The organism is Candidatus Kuenenia sp., assembly GCF_039794105.1.
Classification (GTDB): Bacteria; Planctomycetota; Brocadiia; order Brocadiales; family Brocadiaceae; genus Kuenenia.
Map to the genome: position 1 here is coordinate 1 of NZ_JBDIWA010000014.1, position 16,616 is coordinate 16,616.

15 protein-coding genes and 1 pseudogene are annotated in these 16,616 nt (G+C 41.3%); 6 read left to right on the top strand and 10 right to left on the bottom strand.

What is annotated here, in order from left to right:
• Window positions 1-230: pseudogene (locus tag ABJL82_RS08645) on the bottom strand (preprotein translocase SecA); the annotation flags it as partial.
• A gap of 106 nt (window positions 231-336) precedes the next feature.
• Here ABJL82_RS08645 and ABJL82_RS08650 point away from each other — a divergent pair.
• Window positions 337-615, top strand: a complete 279-nt coding sequence (locus ABJL82_RS08650; RefSeq protein WP_347274332.1) for a hypothetical protein — start codon at window positions 337-339, stop codon at window positions 613-615.
• A 9-nt stretch (window positions 616-624) separates the two neighbouring features.
• Here the strand turns inward: ABJL82_RS08650 and ABJL82_RS08655 are convergent, their stop codons facing one another.
• Entirely contained in the window at window positions 625-2,388 is a 1,764-nt protein-coding gene (locus tag ABJL82_RS08655) for a formate--tetrahydrofolate ligase (RefSeq protein ID WP_347274333.1), read from the bottom strand.
• Between the two features lie 699 nt (window positions 2,389-3,087).
• On the opposite strand from ABJL82_RS08655, the gene ABJL82_RS08660 reads away from it, so the two are divergent.
• On the top strand, window positions 3,088-4,356 hold the full coding sequence (locus ABJL82_RS08660; RefSeq protein ID WP_347274334.1) for a carbohydrate porin: 1,269 nt from the start codon (window positions 3,088-3,090) through the stop codon (window positions 4,354-4,356).
• A gap of 263 nt (window positions 4,357-4,619) precedes the next feature.
• Here ABJL82_RS08660 and purM read toward each other — a convergent pair whose 3' ends face one another.
• The 7 genes from purM to purF form a co-directional block, all read right to left on the bottom strand.
• Window positions 4,620-5,690 carry a phosphoribosylformylglycinamidine cyclo-ligase gene (gene purM / locus ABJL82_RS08665; protein WP_347274335.1) on the bottom strand — a complete coding sequence of 357 codons (1,071 nt, stop codon included), beginning with the start codon at window positions 5,688-5,690 and terminating at the stop codon, window positions 4,620-4,622.
• Entirely contained in the window at window positions 5,687-6,715 is a 1,029-nt protein-coding gene (locus tag ABJL82_RS08670; RefSeq protein WP_347274336.1) for a glycosyltransferase family 2 protein, read from the bottom strand. The genes purM and ABJL82_RS08670 overlap by 4 nt, the downstream gene beginning before the upstream one ends.
• A gap of 2 nt (window positions 6,716-6,717) precedes the next feature.
• Window positions 6,718-8,139: a radical SAM protein gene (locus ABJL82_RS08675; RefSeq protein WP_347274337.1), complete on the bottom strand. Its 1,422-nt coding sequence runs from the start codon at window positions 8,137-8,139 to the stop codon at window positions 6,718-6,720.
• Between the two features lie 40 nt (window positions 8,140-8,179).
• Window positions 8,180-8,539 (bottom strand): type II toxin-antitoxin system PemK/MazF family toxin, encoded by a 360-nt coding sequence (locus tag ABJL82_RS08680; RefSeq protein ID WP_347274399.1) that lies wholly within the window; start codon window positions 8,537-8,539, stop codon window positions 8,180-8,182.
• Window positions 8,517-8,765: a hypothetical protein gene (locus ABJL82_RS08685; protein WP_347274338.1), complete on the bottom strand. Its 249-nt coding sequence runs from the start codon at window positions 8,763-8,765 to the stop codon at window positions 8,517-8,519. Before ABJL82_RS08685 ends, ABJL82_RS08680 begins: the two co-directional genes overlap by 23 nt.
• A gap of 206 nt (window positions 8,766-8,971) precedes the next feature.
• Window positions 8,972-9,964, bottom strand: a complete 993-nt coding sequence (locus ABJL82_RS08690; protein WP_347274339.1) for a radical SAM protein — start codon at window positions 9,962-9,964, stop codon at window positions 8,972-8,974.
• Window positions 9,965-9,987: 23 nt separating this feature from the next.
• Window positions 9,988-11,415, bottom strand: coding sequence for an amidophosphoribosyltransferase (gene purF, locus ABJL82_RS08695; protein WP_347274340.1), 1,428 nt, complete (start codon window positions 11,413-11,415; stop codon window positions 9,988-9,990).
• 243 nt (window positions 11,416-11,658) lie between these two features.
• On the opposite strand from purF, the gene thiE reads away from it, so the two are divergent.
• The 3 genes from thiE to ABJL82_RS08710 all read left to right on the top strand — a co-directional run bounded on the left by thiE (window position 11,659) and on the right by ABJL82_RS08710 (window position 14,056).
• A complete protein-coding gene (gene thiE / locus ABJL82_RS08700; protein WP_347274341.1) occupies window positions 11,659-12,345 on the top strand; it encodes a thiamine phosphate synthase in 687 nt (228 codons plus the stop codon).
• 491 nt (window positions 12,346-12,836) lie between these two features.
• Complete coding sequence (locus tag ABJL82_RS08705) at window positions 12,837-13,286, top strand: hypothetical protein (protein ID WP_347274342.1); 450 nt, start codon at window positions 12,837-12,839, stop codon at window positions 13,284-13,286.
• Between the two features lie 98 nt (window positions 13,287-13,384).
• Window positions 13,385-14,056, top strand: coding sequence for a hypothetical protein (locus ABJL82_RS08710; protein WP_347274343.1), 672 nt, complete (start codon window positions 13,385-13,387; stop codon window positions 14,054-14,056).
• A gap of 244 nt (window positions 14,057-14,300) precedes the next feature.
• On the opposite strand, the gene ABJL82_RS08715 is transcribed toward ABJL82_RS08710, so the two are convergent.
• The gene (locus ABJL82_RS08715; protein ID WP_347274344.1) at window positions 14,301-14,528 is read right to left on the bottom strand and encodes a hypothetical protein; all 228 of its coding nucleotides are present in this window, start codon (window positions 14,526-14,528) and stop codon (window positions 14,301-14,303) included.
• 102 nt (window positions 14,529-14,630) lie between these two features.
• Between ABJL82_RS08715 and ABJL82_RS08720 the strand changes: the two genes are divergently transcribed.
• On the top strand, window positions 14,631-16,610 hold the full coding sequence (locus ABJL82_RS08720) for a flagellar hook-length control protein FliK (protein WP_347274345.1): 1,980 nt from the start codon (window positions 14,631-14,633) through the stop codon (window positions 16,608-16,610).
• The last annotated feature ends 6 nt before the right edge of the window (window positions 16,611-16,616 follow it).

Here is a 16,616-nt window from a genome sequence, read left to right on the forward strand (position 1 = left end):
ACCACAAGAATCCTTCTGCTTGCTTCTCTTACCGTGGCAAATGCTTCCGGCAAAATATCATCCATCGTTTCGCCTTTTGACAATCTTTCCTTATATTCATCTGTTTTTTGACGTAATTCGGAATCAGTCAAAGACTTCATTTTTGGTTCAAGGGAATTTATTTGCTTTACAATTGGGTATATCTTTTTTAATACCCGATCGTTCGATGTCCCGAATAATTTTGTTATCATAGTTTCAAAATAATGCTAAAAAAGAATTTTTATAATTAAACAACGACAGATTTCACCTGTAATTGTTATTTCGCCCCCCCTCGCTTTTATCATTTCAGGAAAAGAAATGACAAGAAATCTTCCGCTCAAGGCAGGAGGCGGAGAAATCCTTATTCCAAATCTTAAGATTTCCCTCTCTGCCAGGAATGACTGTCAAAGGGGTATTTCGCGCTCCTTTGCAACCAAAGGTCATAGAAATTTCATTTTAAGCGAAGATGAATGTTTATGTCAAGGCATTGTTAACAAGGCACTCAAAAAAAAAGGCTGTGGACTTCATTATCATCCGCCAGCCTTCCTCTTGTGCCCTGAAATGTGTAATCTTTTAAATCATGCTGAAAAAAATTAATACAATATATCAGAAAAGCCCTTTTACCTTTCCGGTTTCCACATCAACATCCACGCGGCGATACGCCGGATCGGAACACGTTCCAGGCATCAGTTTAATATTCCCCGCAATAGGCACCACAAACCCTGCGCCCTTAAATGTCAGAATATCCCGGATACTCAGCCTCCAGTTCTTTGGCGCTCCCTTTATATTAGGATTATCCGTGAGTGAAAGATGCGTCTTCACCATGCATGTCCCAAGCTTTGAAGTTTCAGGGTCAGCTTCCATTGCCTTTACTTTTGCTAAAGCGTCCGGGCTGTAATCCACGCCGTCCGCACCATACACCTGCTCCGCAATTAACTCTATACGCGTTCTTAGCGGAGTGCTGAGTTCGTACAGAAATTTAAAATCATTCGGCTCATTGCAGGCGTCAATTACCGCATCGGCAAGTTCCACCGCACCATCGCCCCCCTTTAGCCAATGCTTTGACAACGCAACGCGCGCCCCTGCCCGCTCCGCAAGCCTCCTTACAGCATTAATCTCCGCCTCAGTGTCCGTATAAAATGCATTAATACACACTACCGGATTAATCCCCGCCTTTTTCACAACATTAATAAGATGGACCAGGTTTTCCGTCCCTTTTTCCACCCACCCGACATTCTCCTCCTTATAGCACGGGTCCAGCGGATGTCCCGGCACCGGCACAGGCGCACCCCCATGACACTTGAGCGCCCTCACAGTAGCAACCAATACAGCAGCATTCGGTTTGCTGCCAGAAAAACGGCACTTCAGATTCCAGAATTTCTCAAATCCGATGTCCGCGCCAAATCCTGATTCGGTAACCACGTAATCCCCTAGTTTCAAAGCAATCCTATCCGCCACAATTGAAGACTGCCCGATGGCAATATTGGCAAAAGGACCGGCATGCACAAAGACCGGCTGACCCTCCATAGTTTGCATCAGGTTCGGATTGAGCGCCTCCACCATCCATGCCGTCATTGCGCCGTCTACTTCCAGATCAGCCGTTGTTACAGGCTTTCCTGATTTGTCATACGCCACGACGATCTTTCCCATGCGTTCACGCATGTCTTTCAGGTCTTTGGCAACAGAGAGAATCGCCATGATTTCTGAAGAAACTGCTATGGCAAATCCGGACTCCATCATGAACCCGTCCATCTTGCCCCCTAATCCCATCACAATATGACGAAGCGACTGGGCGCAAAAATCCATGATCCATTTCATCTCAACCCTGTGGGGATCAATATTCAACCGCTTCAGGTTCTTTTTGGCAAGTGTCGCATCATCATAATTAAATTCGTGCTGCATTCTTGAGGTAAGCGCCACCATCGCCAAATTATGCGCGTTCATTATCGCGTTAATATCACCGGTAAGCCCCAAAGAAAAAGGCGTGAGGGGAATACACTGCGAAAGACCTCCTCCGGCCGCCGACCCTTTTATGTTCATCGTAGGACCGCCGGACGGCTGCCGTATTGTACCTATAACGTTCTTACCTCTTTTCCCTAGCCCCTGCACCAATCCTATCGTGGTTGTTGATTTGCCTTCACCAAGTGGCGTAGGAGTTATGGCGGTTACATCGACAAATTTGCCGTCAGGTTTGCCTTCATATCGCGTCAATATCTTCTTGTAATCAATCTTGGCTACATAGTGACCATGAGGAAGCAGCTCTTCTTTCGCAAGACCTAATTTATCAGCTAACTCATATACAGTCTTCATCCCCTTTTCTGCTTCTTCCGCTATCTGCCAATCCGCAAATTTGGTCGGATCTAATGACATAATATTAACGCCTCCTTTTAATGTAAATTTACCATTGGGAATATTAAAAATGTATTTTTACTATCCAAATGCAAACCTAAGTGTGCCTCTTATTGCTAAACTCTGTGGTATTCTGCTCTCAGCGGCACATAAATCGCCCAATTATACTAGCAAAACTGTTAAGGTCAAGAAAAATGATTCCCGAATCAATACCTTCCTGCGAATTTTGTTGACAAAAAAGTCAATAAGTGTAGAATACTCCCCTATAAATACTACGAAGTGTTGCCGGAGCATATCAACCACTCTTAATGGCAAATATATTCCATTTTATAAAAAATGACCAATTATATACTTACTTTCCATATAAATGTATGCAAAGTTTTTTTATTTTAACCTCTTTTGTATACCTATGCCATATAAGGTTATTTTGTAAGTAGTTGTATTTATTTTTTTTGCAAAAATAAGTTTAATAATAATAAATTATTCATATATGGTGATATATTATTGCAAGGGCACTCTCTTTGCTTGCTAATTATTTTCGCGGGACCAAGAAGTATTGTTTGGGCCTTTCATCTATTTCGTACATAATCTTATGTATTTTATGTAAAAGTTTTTTAATAGTAAAAAAGAGGAAGGGGAAAGGAGGGATATTTTACAACAATCTTACGTTTCATTAGAATTGGTTTTTAACAACCTTACAAGAATAGGAGAAAAGTAATTATGATACATAAAAAGTTTTCTTTTATGCTTCCACTGCTTGCTGCAGGAGTATTTTTAGCGAGTCAAACCACTTTTGCACAGGATTTTGACAGAGAAGCATTAAAGGCAGAGTTAAAAGAGGAAATATTAGCAGAGGTAAACGAAACTGTGTGGGATTCACCCTTATTAGGTGGCCTTAAAAACGTTTCTTTGAGCGGATTTTTGGATGTGAATTATTTTTACAGTTTCAGGAAACATAGCAATTCTCCTCAACAGGATGAACTTGCGAGTGGCTTGAACTTTATTGGTGAAAACGAAAATAATTCGCTTACCTTTGAGAGCTTTACGCTTTTTCTTGATAAAGAAGCCACAGCTGACCATCCAATAGGCTGGCAGTTGCATACGTATTTTGGTGAAAAGGCGAAAAGAATCACTTTTTTAGGAGAAGCAACTCCCCGGGGTACGAATGATCCTGACAGAGACGATATTTTTACCGTAGCCACAGCAAATATTTCATGGATTGCGCCAATAGGTAAAGGATTAACCATTACCGCAGGTAAGATGTACACATGGATTGGATTAGAGCTGGTGGAAAACATCGGGAACCCTAATTATCAGCACGGCACGCTTTATAACAATGCAATCCCTTTTACCCACACCGGAATTAAGGCAGGATATGATTTAACGGACAATGTGTATGCCGCACTTTATTTGGTGAACGGATGGGACTCTTTCATCGATAATAACTCAGCAAAGTCTCTCGGATGGTACCTTTCTTATACTTCACCATCAGAAAAGGCATTTGTTTCCTTAGCAGGTATTCACGGCGCTGAAGGTTGGGATCAAGAAAAGGGGCCGATTGCGAGCGATGCTCAACGAAGCAGTTCTACCGGCGGTTTGACTCAAATGTTTGACCTGGTAGCGTCATACCAGTTAACTGACAAGTTGAAGTTAATGTTCAATGCAGATTGGGGTGTTGCAGAAGATGCCGCAATGGATATTTCCAGCGGTTTGGCAACAGGTACTACCGGCCATTGGTGGGGTGTTGCCGGATATGCTTTGTATGATTTTACTGATTGGTTTCAGGGCGTAGTAAGACACGAATACCTCGACGATACCGATGGTGTGAGATTTTTTGATACTTCAGTATGGAATACAACCGTCACTGCAAACATAAAGATGAAGGAAAATCTCTTATTCAGGCCTGAATTCAGATATATTAATTTTGCCGGTGATGACAGCGCTGACGAAGAGGTAATTGTAGGGGCAGGTATAGAATACTTATTCTAGATCTAAAAACAAAGACATTCGATTATTGCTATTTGTAATGAAAATCCCCCTGAACGCAGAGTTCAGGGGGATTTTTCTTTTGCCAGGTATTTCGTTCTTATATAGCGCAGCAAAGCTGCAACCAATAAGTACCTTAGCAATCTACAATCTACAATCTACAGTCGGCAGATTGCAGATTGAGGACTGAGGACTGAGGACTGTTTTCTTGCTTGTTTGGTTCTGGCTTTTCCAGGTTCCGTGGTTGTTTCTTTTAACTGATTATGTTAAACAATATGTACGCTTCTTTCACCTTCAGTTACTTCGCCAATAACCGATACTGATTCACCGGCAACGTTTAGATCATTCATTATTTTTTTCACATCCAACGCAGAAACAATCAGCGCCATACCTATCCCCATATTAAAAACACGAAACATTTCCCGCTCGTTAATGTTGCCAATATCCTGCATTATTTTAAATATTGCCGGGATATCCCACCTGGCTTTGTTTATTCTCACCGAACACCCTTCCGGCAGGATTCTTGGTATATTTTCCAACAAACCGCCACCGGTGATATGCGCCATCCCCTTAATAACAGTTTTATTTTTATATTTATTTAATATTTTGAGAATTGATTTTACGTAAATCATGGTAGGCTTCAGAATCTCCTCTCCCAGGGTTGTTTTCAACCCATATTTCCGTAAACTCCGGGAAGGCTTCATTCCCGCTTCATCAAAAAAAATCTTTCGAACAAGTGAATATCCGTTGCTGTGAATGCCGTTGGAACCTAATCCCAATACGACGTCTCCCGGTGTAATGTTTTTACCATTAATAATCTTGTCTTTTTCTACCACCCCCACAACAAAACCAGCGATGTCATATTCTCCTTTTTGGTAAAATCCCGGCATTTCAGGCGTCTCTCCCCCGATAAGCGAACATCCGGCCTGGCGGCACCCTTCAACAATACCATCTATAACTTCATGAAGAACTTCAGGTATGATTTTGCTGCTCGCAAGGTAATCCAGAAAAAACAAAGGCTCGGCGCCCAAAACTACAACATCATTCACGCACATGGCAACTAAATCGATGCCAATGGTATCATGTTTCTTCATCATAAAGGCGATTTTTAATTTTGTGCCAACGCCATCGGTGGAAGAAACAAGGACAGGTTGCCGGTATTTTTTCAACTTGGAATTCAACGCAAACAACCCACCGAATCCCCCTGGGTTCTCAATTACCCTCGCATCAAATGTCGTTTGCATTTTCGAATAGATATTCGACGTAAAACAACCTTTCGTATCAATATCAACACCGGCATCTTTATATGAAACACTCTTTTTTGTTTTTTCTTTCATAATTTTTCCTTCCCCTGTTTCCTCTTCCATGAAGGTTTCAAGGCGGATGACTTACCTTTACAATAACCAAGAAACATGCCGTACACATACGCAAATTCCCGAACAATAGGCAAGATTGCCAGTATCGGCAACGTTTTTGCCAAGCCGGTATCCCCCGTTCTTATCATAACAATTGCGCCTATCGGGACATATACTAATGTTAATGCACTCAACAATGTTCCAAAAAACAATCCGGGCACAAAGTATACCCTCATTCCGCAGGGTATCGTTGCCAAAAATACAATAAGGCTCACAAAAAACGCCATAAATACGGCGGGACGTATCCATAATTTCAGTCTGAAAGGCATGTGCTGACGGAATTTCAATCCCATTGCATATCCCCAGTAAAACTTCCTCATCCATATGCCTTCCCATGTATCAGGATATTGTGTATATACAACATTCTCCGGATCATAAATGACCTTGCCGGTTTTATCCAGCTTCCATCCTAATTCGGAATCTTCGCTCCACCATGCGCTTTCATTAAATCCGCCCAAATCCAGTAGGATGTCTTTGCGTATCGCAGAGTTTACGCCGGATACTTTATTCGGAATGAACGATTTTCTGAATGTGCCGTTCAAAATCTGATCCAATACGCTTGTTGCATTTGCCAGCAGATTACCCTTGTTTTGCGCTTTATAAGCGCCTCCAACAGCAACGACCTCTTCATCTGCAAAATGACGTTCAAACAGTGCTAACCAATGGGGAGAAACATCGGTATCCGCATCGGTAGTAACGATAATCTCTCCGGTTGCCCGGGATAATCCCGAGTTCAAGGCAGCCGCCCTTCCGCCATTTTTCTCTCTTTTTATCAATATGACGCCCCTGTTGGCAAACGTTTCGACTTCTTTTACGGTATGGTCCGAAGAAGCATCGTCAATAACAATAATTTCTTTGTCGGGATAAGTCACGGAAAGAAGTGAATCAAGGCAGGTGGAAATGGATTTTTCTTCGTTATAAGCGGGTATGAGGATTGAAAATTTCATCGTTAGAAAAGCTTTCGAAACATCGCTTTCAAAGCATCAAGCGAACCGATTCTTCTGATATTTTTAAGAACAAAACGGGGGGAAAGGAAAAATGCAAAATTGGCGCTGCGCACCGCTCTTTCAAGGTCTGTTTTGCTCAGATGGGGATAGGCTATGTTGGCTTCCTTTGCCACATTCACCGGTTTATAGTCACCATAAACAAATAAATTGTTTTCTTTCGCCGTTTTATAAAAATCAGTCCCGGGAAATGGATTTGCGATATTATACATTACCTGATCTACCTTTAACCGTTTCACTTCTTTTGTATTTTTTCTTATGGTTTCCATTGTTTCTAATGGAGAAGCCCCGAACATGATATTTATTTTTGCGGATATGCCATATTTTTTTACCAGCCGTATCGCCTCTTCATTCTTTTTAACGTCAATATCCTTTTTCACATAATCCAGTATTTCCTGGTTAAATGATTCCACGCCAAGGTCGATAAACTTGCAATTTGCCGCAGCCATTGCCCTTACTATGGGTTCCGTCAGATGATCCGACCTTGCGGAACACCCCCATACTATGCCTAAATCTTTAATGCCCTCACAAATTTTAATCGTCCTTTCTTCTCCCCACACGAATTGATCATCTTGCATATTCACTGCCTTATACCCCTGCGATTTCAATAAGGCAAATTCCTCAATGATATTCTCAGGCGACCGCTTCCTTACGGGGGGTTTTTTGTCAAAGTAATGCTTGTATTCAAGTTCTCTTGAGAAGCTCAGTGAAGAAGGAACGCAGTAAATGCAGCGGTAGGAACAACCCCGTGAAGTACAAACGGCAGTAAAAGGCCGCATCCCCAGTTTAGGGTTATAATAGACGTCCTTCTCTTCCAAAAGATGTCTTGCAGGAAAGGGAAGTTCGTCCAGATTTTCTATTGGCTCTCTGGTATTATTATGGATAATTTCATTATTGCTTCTGAAAGACACGCTTTTGATACCGTTAATGGCTGATTTGTCCTCTAATGCCTTTACCAGTTCAAGTATCGTGTATTCCGGTTCACCCCTGACGACATAGGTATCGTCGTCCGCAACAAATTCCATCGGTCTGTCTGATGGTGCGGGGCCAAAAAATACAACCGGCATATCGCCCCTTATCTCACGGATGTCATGCAATGCCTGCATATCGGTCTTTTGTGAGAGATTGACTGAGTAGAAGCTGTAAATATCACTCAAATCCTCCCTGAGGAACGTCCGGAATTGTTTTCGGTCCCATTTTTTAATGGTAGTTTCAATATATCGAACTTCGCAACCAGCCTTTTCCAGAACAGCGGCGGCGCTGAGCAGAAATATATTCGGGACATAATAAAGCAGGTATGCACACCCGGCAACCCGCTCCGGGATATTTCCATCGATAGATGGCGGTACGAGAAAAGTGATTTTCATAATGGTATTTATTAATCAAATTCAGGAATAATGGTTACCTTCATCTTATACAAAACAACTTCTTTAGTTTATTATTTACTTCACTCAGAAATTTGGGAGATAACTCTCCCAATTCACGTTGGCATAGTGAAGTCGTTACCGTCATTAAACGATGCAATCGCAAAGTTGAAGCCACCTTTAAACCAGTTCCACTAAAGCCTTCGTGTGATGTATCTATTATTAAATCTGTTTCGAGTAAATCTGATTGAATTCTGCTACTTATAAATGCAAGTATCACATGAGAGTGTGAACCAATTGGATTCGTCAAACATACTGCTGGTCTTACTTTTGATGTTGAAAGATCGTCGAAAGGAAAATTAACTAATACTACTTTACCCCTAGTCATGAAATGATTTTCCATCAAAAGAAGTATAAATATCCTCTTCAGGTTCTTTTAAAAAATCAAACGCATTATTCACACTTGCCAACTTGAGCCATTCCTTTTCATCTATGTCTGTTTCTTCTTGCAATAATATAATAACACGAACTTTTTGGGGACCAGCAACAGGTAATGGTTCATCTAATACAAGTTGTCTTTTTGCATTAATAGTAGCAGTTGTTTCAATAGCTTTTTCTATTTTGTCCATGATATATACTTTCCATTGTTGTAATTATCCGATATCTTTTACTTCATAACCATGTTCTCTGAGAATTCCAGCATTCGTAAGAATTATTCGGTTTAAACTTAAAGGGATTGGCATCCCCCTTTGCCCCCCCACTGGGAAGGGGATTTAAAGATTTAACGAAATATGTCCCATGGATTTTTCAAAAAACTAAAGTGTTACTAAAATTATCATCCAAGCTGTTTCAGCCGCAATGCGTCACAATTGCCGCAAATATCATTCTGGTTTTTGCGAAAATACTGCATATTTTCACTATTCCAGATTTCGTCAATGTCTTCTTTTAAAATATTGCCGACTTCATGCCTGGGAAGGTCGCAGCATGGAGTAACCTTGCCGTCAATATTAATATACAAGTAATCATATGGCTTAGGGCAATATTTATCAAACCGGTACATTGCCGGACGCATTTTTTTATAGAGGAAACGGAACAAAATATTGTCAAATGCGGTATAATTGTTGTCCACCTGTAATCCATATTCCCTGGCTATCTGCTCCGATTTCTCATAAATTTCCAGTTCTTCTTTTAAGCCAGGCCTTTTAAAACCGCTTTTATCCATAGGCATATTTAACCGTATTAAATAAACACGGTCTGCGCCAATTTCTCCCGCTAAACGAACAGCATCCAAACACTGTTTCACGTCATGCATGGTGATTTGTATGGTAATAACAGGGCTGGATTTTTCCCCTCGCAACTTAATAAGCGACTGTACATTCTTTTGCACTACTTTGCTGGACGGGTGTCCCTCTTTTGCGCCAGATTCATCATCGATACTATCCAACGAGATGGTAAGTTTATCTAACCGTATTTCTATGAATTTTTCTGTATATTGCGCCAGCAATAAACCATTCGTCGTTAATCCGACTTTATGCCCTTTGTTTTTTGTATAGGCAATCATTTCTGTTAATTGCGGATGCAACAAAGGTTCTCCCCAGCCGGTTAGCGTAACGTTATAACGGGAATCAATCCTGTCAATGATATGTTTAAAGAGGCCAAAAGGAATGTCTTTTTCCGGCAGGTTGAATGTCTCTCTCGGGCACATACCGCAGCTATAATTACAGCGGTTGGTAATTTCTATCTGAATACGTTCCGGTCGTTCCGGAAAGATATAAAATGTTCTGCCAAATATACCTTTTATCAGGTAGAAGGGACTTATGAAATACATTTACCTATAATCCAGGGGAGAGTTTATTTAATTACACAATGTGCCGGTCTTTCCGCTTCATCAACGGAAAAACTATCCGTTACATTATCCATTTCTTCATTAACGTTTGTTGGGTAATCACTGGTAAAACACGCGTTGCAGAAATTCTGCCTCGGCTGCGTGGTACAGCTCATCATTCCTTCCACGCTAAGATAACTCAGGCTCTCTACATTCAAAAATTTCCTTGTCTCTTCAACCGTTTTATTGGCTGCAATAAGTTCGCCTTTTTGCTGAAAATCAATTCCATAATAACAGGGATGCCTGTGGGGAGGACAACTAATCCTCGCGTGTATTTCCTTCGCACCTGCTTTTCTTAATAAACCAAACCTGGATTTCGAGGTAGTACCCCGCACAATCGAATCATCTATTACAATAACACGTTTCCCAGCCACTGTCTCTTTCAGCGGATTTAATTTCAGCTCGACAAAACGATGTCTCATATCTTGCTGAGGCAGGATGAAAGTCCTTCCAACATAATGGTTTCTGATAAAACCTCTGTCAAAAGGTATTGATGCGGCGTGCGAATATCCAATTGCTGCGGAATTTCCCCCTTCAGGCACAGAAATTACCACGTCAGCATCGACAGGCGACTCTTCCGCAAGCTTCGCGCCTAATCTCTTACGGAACAAATGGACGCTTTCCCCGTACACGCTGCTATCGGGTCTGGAAAAATACACCAACTCAAATATACAGGCGGCATATCTTTTTTGATTACTATAAAATTCACTGCGAAGGCCGTCTTTACTTATAGTGACTATTTCCCCCGGCTGCACATCCCTAACGTATTCTGCGCCAATCTGGTCAAGGGCACATGTTTCGGAAGCAAAGACATATCCGTTATTCAGTTTCCCCAAAGAAAGCGGCCTGAAGCCATACGGATCACGCACCCCAATCATCTCATTTGGGGTTAAAATCAACAATGAAAATGCCCCTTTAAGTTGATTTAATACGCCTGGCAGCCCGCTTTGCCTTGAAACCGAAGGCTTCGCCATCAGGTGCACAATTACTTCAGTATCAGAAGTTGTATGGAATATCGACCCATTTCCTTCAAACTCATCCCGTAGTTTTTTTGCATTGGTCAATTGTCCATTGTGGGCAATTGCCACTTTCCCCCGATAATAATCCACCAGCATAGGCTGTGCATTTTCAATATTGCTCGAACCAAAAGTAGAATATCGCACATGCCCGATCGCAACAGGGTTTCTTAAGGATTTAAGCATACGAGCATCCAGGGCGTCACTAATCAACCCCATTCCTTTACGGCAAATGATATCTTTGCCGTCCGTTGAGGCAATCCCGGCACTTTCCTCCCCGCGGTGCTGTAAAGAATATAATCCATAATACACCTTCTCTGCAGCATCTTCACAACCGTAAACACCAAACAAACCACAATGTTCTTTTATGTAACCCATTTATCTATAAGCCCGTTAAAGTTGTTAAGTATTTTATAAAAATCCAGTACGATTTACGATTTACGATTTTAGATTTACGATTTATGATTTATGATTTATGATTTATGAATATTCCCCTCCCTCTTGGGGGGGATAGGGGGGGTCGTCTTACGATGAATTTTTCGGCAGGTTTGGTAACGAAATGAAATTATATCAAACATACGTTTAGTGTCAATATTATAATTATGTCTCAGGAGCGGGTACATGGAGAATAGTACGATAAAATATAAAAAAAGGTTTTCGGACGTCCTCCTGTATGTCATAATAAGCCCCACTCTTGTACGGAAAAACGGAGGAAACATCCTGCAGGAAGTCATCCGGGGCGGCGCAGATGCGGTACAACTCAGAGAAAAAACAATGCCAGACAATGAATTCCTTGCCATTGCAAAAGATTTCAGGGAAATAACCGGACAGACAAATACACTATTTATCATAAATGACCGGGCGAAAATCGCCGGCAAAGTAAATGCAGATGGATTACATATCGGGCAAACAGATATGAACATCAATAACGCACGCAAAATCATTGGAAATGACAAAATAATCGGACGCTCCACACACAACATTTTCCAGGCACGCCTGGCAGAACAGGAAGGCGCTGACTATATTAGCGTTGGTCCCTTATTTTATACCGCCACAAAATCCCATGAACCCCCCGTAGGCCTACGCTATTTGCAGCAAGTCCGTCAGGAAATTTCTCTTCCTTTTGTAGTGATTGGCGGCATTACTGCAAACAACGCGGGCGAAATAATACATGCGGGCGGAAACAGGATTGCTATTTGTTCTGCAATTATTTGCAGTAAAAATATAACGCAGGCAACACGCACCCTTAAAGACCTCTTAGTCAAAAATAATCCCTTTTCAGGACAGGAGAAAAAATGGCCTTTATGAAAAAACCGGGAAATATTTCACCATTGATGTTTTTTCCGCCGTCACGAAATGCAGGAATGAAGATTTCAATACAAGGCTGGAATAATATCATAAGTGTCTATTTTTGTAACAATTAAAAAATATTTTCAACCAAATGGCAAGGTAAGACCCTGCCGGTACTATTTAAGGCATTCTATTTGCTTCGCTATTTTGGTATTATTTTTCTAAGTGTAGGGACAGAAGCATTTGCTATAAACGGTTGCTGCTCATTCCTCACTTAATATCTAAGGCCGCTAAATCCATTTGTAGTGCGACGAGGTTCGTCGCACTACAAATGACGATTTCCAGTTTCGAAAGACTAAAGTGTTACATACTTTTTGATTTGGTACATAAAAACATCTACTTTACAGATAAGATTTTACATTAATAAGGAATACACCATGCAGAAATTTTTATTTTTACTTTCTCTGTTATCTTTTACGCTCTTAACCTGCCTAGGTTGTGAAAGCATTATGAAATCTTCGCTTTCAACGGAACCACCGCCCCCTCCGCCAAAAAGCAGTGGATATCTTACAGAAGGGGCTACCGTAAAAATAGATACCGGCTACAAAACCAATAGACTCTCTGTTCTGGAACAGCTTGATCAGGCAAATAAAGACCTTATAATGGAAAAAGAAAGGGTAGCTTCACTCGAAAAAGAAATAGCAGAGCAAATGGAAATTCGCAAGATGCTTGAATACAGGATTGAAGAAAACGAGCGGCACTTGCAGTTTCTGGAAACACTTCAACAGGAAAATGAACAACTGAGAAAACAACTTGTGAACGCCCAGGCGCCTTATGAGGATAAAATTAAAGAACTGACTCTGGAATTAGCCAGGTCAAGGCTCGAGGAAACAAAAGCGAAACAAGAGCTTGTTGGCCTAAAAATAGAATTACTGGTGGATAAAAAGAAAAACCAGTAAATGTCGTGTAAATCTCTTTAAAAATAGTGTAGGGTGGAGTCGGCAGTCAGCAGTCAGCAAATTGCAAATTGCTGATTGTGGACTGTGGACTGTGGACTGTGGACTGTGAACAGCCACTACTTTTTATAACGCATCTGGAGGTGTTTGTGTATCGTAGAATCAGCGTAAGTATCATATTTTTAATCCTTTTTTCCGGTTGTATAAGCAGTCCTAAAATTACCCGGTATTCAGGATTGAGTTATAACAAATCCGACGAATTAAGAGTAACCCATTTGCAACGGGTATTGCTTTTGCCCTTTGAATACACCATCGACCGGGAAGCCGTTATCGATGAAATTGCAGAAGCATTTTCTGTAGAGCTAAGGAAAATAGGCAGATTTGAAGTTGTTGTGCTTGAAGGAAAGGCAAAAATGTTATCGGAAAATAAGATATGGGATAAAGGGTCTATCAACCTCGACACTGTATTGCAATTAAGGAAAAAATACGACGTTGACGCCATTGTTTTTGGCGCCATTACTCATTATCGTCCCTATGAACCAATGCTGCTTGGAGTTAAAGCGGGAATGGTTTCCACCGATACCGGCACTGTTTTATGGAGCGCGGACGGTGTATATGACAGCAACGAAAATGAAGTCGCAGAACTGGTAAAATATTACTTTGAAAGCACCCACCAAAAAAGCGCTCTCTACGGCTGGAAGCTTATCCTGCTTTCCATGAGACGTTATTCTCAGTTTGTCGCCAACCAGATTACAAAGACGCTATTATATTAAATCAATCGGCTGTAGAGACAACGCATGCGTTGTCTCTATGCATCAAATCCTCTCCTTTTCAATCTGTGAAATCTGTGGTTTCAGTTTTTCATCATCGTACATCGTAAACGGAAATAATTACCTGCTCATAGGAAAAAAACGCCCTTGTTTCCCCCTTGTTTTCCCTACTCCACAAAAAAGTCCTAAAATTTTTCATGTAATTTTATATCTCCGGACAAACTATTTTAATACCTGAGAAATTCCATTAAACCCGCGATTTGTACTCAGGGGTATTTCGTCCTGGCAGCAATAATATCAAGGGTATCAGGAGTAAACCACCGTCAACATGGGAAAAGATTATTAAGGCTGATAGCGCTTTTTCTCTATCAAAAAGAACTGCATATGAAAGGATAAAACCGTGCATCCCCCCGCTCTTTTTCCTGAAAAAAATCATGGCATTATTCTTGCTCATGTTCATAAACAGGAATTTCAAACTGTTCATGCAGTTGCTACAAAGAAAAAAGAATTTTCCGTGTATTCCGTGTATTCCGTGGTTGTAACACTATACTCATTTTAACCAAAAAGGGGAAAAAACATGTCTGCAATACTCGAACTTTTTAACAGCGGCTATTCCTCGCCAAAGATGCTCAATGAAGCACGGCAAGACGCAACCAATGCCAACATCAGCACTAATGGCTCAAATACCGGTCTCGCCGATGATGAATTAGACGACCTTGCAGAAGGCGAAACCCTCCAGTTTGAAGAATTGCTTACACAGCACACTTCCCCGTCCGCAAAAAAGCCAGAGGGGAAAAGTGCAAAAAACACCGTTGAAACCCTGTCAAAAACAATTACTGAAAAAATCGCTAAAGGCGAAGAACCGGAAGGCGACACGATTTTTGCAAACATGTTAAATCCGGATACTCTGGCAAATACAATAATCAACGTACTTCAGGGAAATGCAAACACTGCGGAATCCGAAAAGCTTTATAATTTTTTTAATACACTTACCTCAGAAAATGCGTTGTTTTCTGATACTGATAAAGGGGAAATACTTGCCGCATTGAAACAGTTATTAAACTCACTAAAATCCCCCCCCTCCCCCCCCCAAAGGGAGGGGATTAAGTTGCTCGACACCTTAACGTCATTCTTTCAAACAACCCCCTCAAAGAACGATTGCGTTTCTTTGCAATCAGGTGTATTTGCAGAAAGGCTTCTCCCTGCTTTTGCCGGAGAGAGTTTCTCTTTGCATCCAAATATACTTGCGGATAATGATGGAAATACAAAAAATCCCCTCCTGGGCGGGGATTCAGGGGTAGTCGAACTATTACCACAAAACAAATCATTTGATACACGTTCAACCCCTTTAGAATCATTCATTTTTAATGCCTCCACTAAGAAAATGGCCTCATCAGGGAATTACTCGATAACAAACATGCCGCCTGCTACCGGCGAAGGTGTTGTTTCGCAATTGAATGGATTGCTCAATAATTATGAGGGGAATGTTACTGTATCAGAGATTTCTCTCACGGATTCAAAAACAAGAGAGGCACACAATGCGCTAAAATCCCTCCTGAAAACAATGGTAAACGAAGGCAGGAATAATGTATTCTCGTTTAACACACCTATGGACGCCGGTATTTCCATGCATGAGTTTTCAGGATTAACCATGAACAGGGCGTCAAAAACCTCTGAAACACAGAAGGCATTTTTACAGAATACCACAGGGGAAAACAATGGATTCGCACAGAAAATAACAAACGACCCCAATAATTCCGCGGGGAAGAATGAAGCAAAGGACGCCGGTACAAAAGAACAGACCTCTTCCCCTCTCAACACGTCTTCCGGTTCAGGTTCATTCATGGGAAATGAGGAGGGTAATTCATCCGGCAATCTTTCACAACAAGGGAAGGATACGTTTGCTTTTGCCCCCAATAATAATCAACAGGAAAAGACGCCGGTAAATAACGTACCTTTAAACAACCCTGATTTCCGGCAAAATATATCAGAACCACTCACTGGTTCAGCAACTACGATATTGTCTTCCGCTGAAAATCCAAAGAATGTTGCGTCCCCCTTGTTCCAGGGCAATATCCCTCCCGGTACAAATACCCTGCAAAACAACGTAATGGAACAACTATTGGAAAATATCAAGACGTTACGCAACGGCAATACGTCTGAAATCAAACTACAACTGACTCCCCCTGCGCTGGGTACGGTAAGGCTTCATTTCACCGAGGAAAACGATGAGGTCAGGGCAAAGATATATGTGGAAAATGCGGAGGTAAAGGCGGCAATACAAAACAATATCCATCGCCTGAAGGAATCAATCGCCACAAATGGCGTTGAGATACAGAGGGTAGAAGTGTATGTACAAAATGAAAGCAAAAACAACCACGAACGGCAATCCCAGGCATATTTTGCCGAAGGCGATTCACCGCGCCGGGACGGAGCCAGAGACGGAAGCCATAAAGAAGAAAACCCTGCAGGAGAAAATGAAAATAATCATAAAGTACTATCAATTAAAAATAAAATCGCATCGTCATCAAATTTAACCATAGATTACATTTTTTAAGGAGAT

What these genes read in the sequence shown, in the direction of transcription:
- ABJL82_RS08670 (WP_347274336.1), bottom strand. Translation starts at nt 6,715, where the DNA reads ATGAAATTTTCAATCCTCATACCCGCTTATAACGAAGAAAAATCCATT.
- ABJL82_RS08685 (WP_347274338.1), bottom strand. Translation starts at nt 8,765, where the DNA reads ATGGACAAAATAGAAAAAGCTATTGAAACAACTGCTACTATTAATGCA.
- ABJL82_RS08690 (WP_347274339.1), bottom strand. Translation starts at nt 9,964, where the DNA reads ATGTATTTCATAAGTCCCTTCTACCTGATAAAAGGTATATTTGGCAGA.
- ABJL82_RS08650 (WP_347274332.1), top strand. Translation starts at nt 337, where the DNA reads ATGACAAGAAATCTTCCGCTCAAGGCAGGAGGCGGAGAAATCCTTATT.
- purM (WP_347274335.1), bottom strand. Translation starts at nt 5,690, where the DNA reads ATGAAAGAAAAAACAAAAAAGAGTGTTTCATATAAAGATGCCGGTGTT.
- ABJL82_RS08655 (WP_347274333.1), bottom strand. Translation starts at nt 2,388, where the DNA reads ATGTCATTAGATCCGACCAAATTTGCGGATTGGCAGATAGCGGAAGAA.
- ABJL82_RS08675 (WP_347274337.1), bottom strand. Translation starts at nt 8,139, where the DNA reads ATGAAAATCACTTTTCTCGTACCGCCATCTATCGATGGAAATATCCCG.
- ABJL82_RS08720 (WP_347274345.1), top strand. Translation starts at nt 14,631, where the DNA reads ATGTCTGCAATACTCGAACTTTTTAACAGCGGCTATTCCTCGCCAAAG.
- ABJL82_RS08705 (WP_347274342.1), top strand. Translation starts at nt 12,837, where the DNA reads ATGAAATCTTCGCTTTCAACGGAACCACCGCCCCCTCCGCCAAAAAGC.
- ABJL82_RS08680 (WP_347274399.1), bottom strand. Translation starts at nt 8,539, where the DNA reads ATGGAAAATCATTTCATGACTAGGGGTAAAGTAGTATTAGTTAATTTT.
- ABJL82_RS08660 (WP_347274334.1), top strand. Translation starts at nt 3,088, where the DNA reads ATGATACATAAAAAGTTTTCTTTTATGCTTCCACTGCTTGCTGCAGGA.
- thiE (WP_347274341.1), top strand. Translation starts at nt 11,659, where the DNA reads ATGGAGAATAGTACGATAAAATATAAAAAAAGGTTTTCGGACGTCCTC.
- purF (WP_347274340.1), bottom strand. Translation starts at nt 11,415, where the DNA reads ATGGGTTACATAAAAGAACATTGTGGTTTGTTTGGTGTTTACGGTTGT.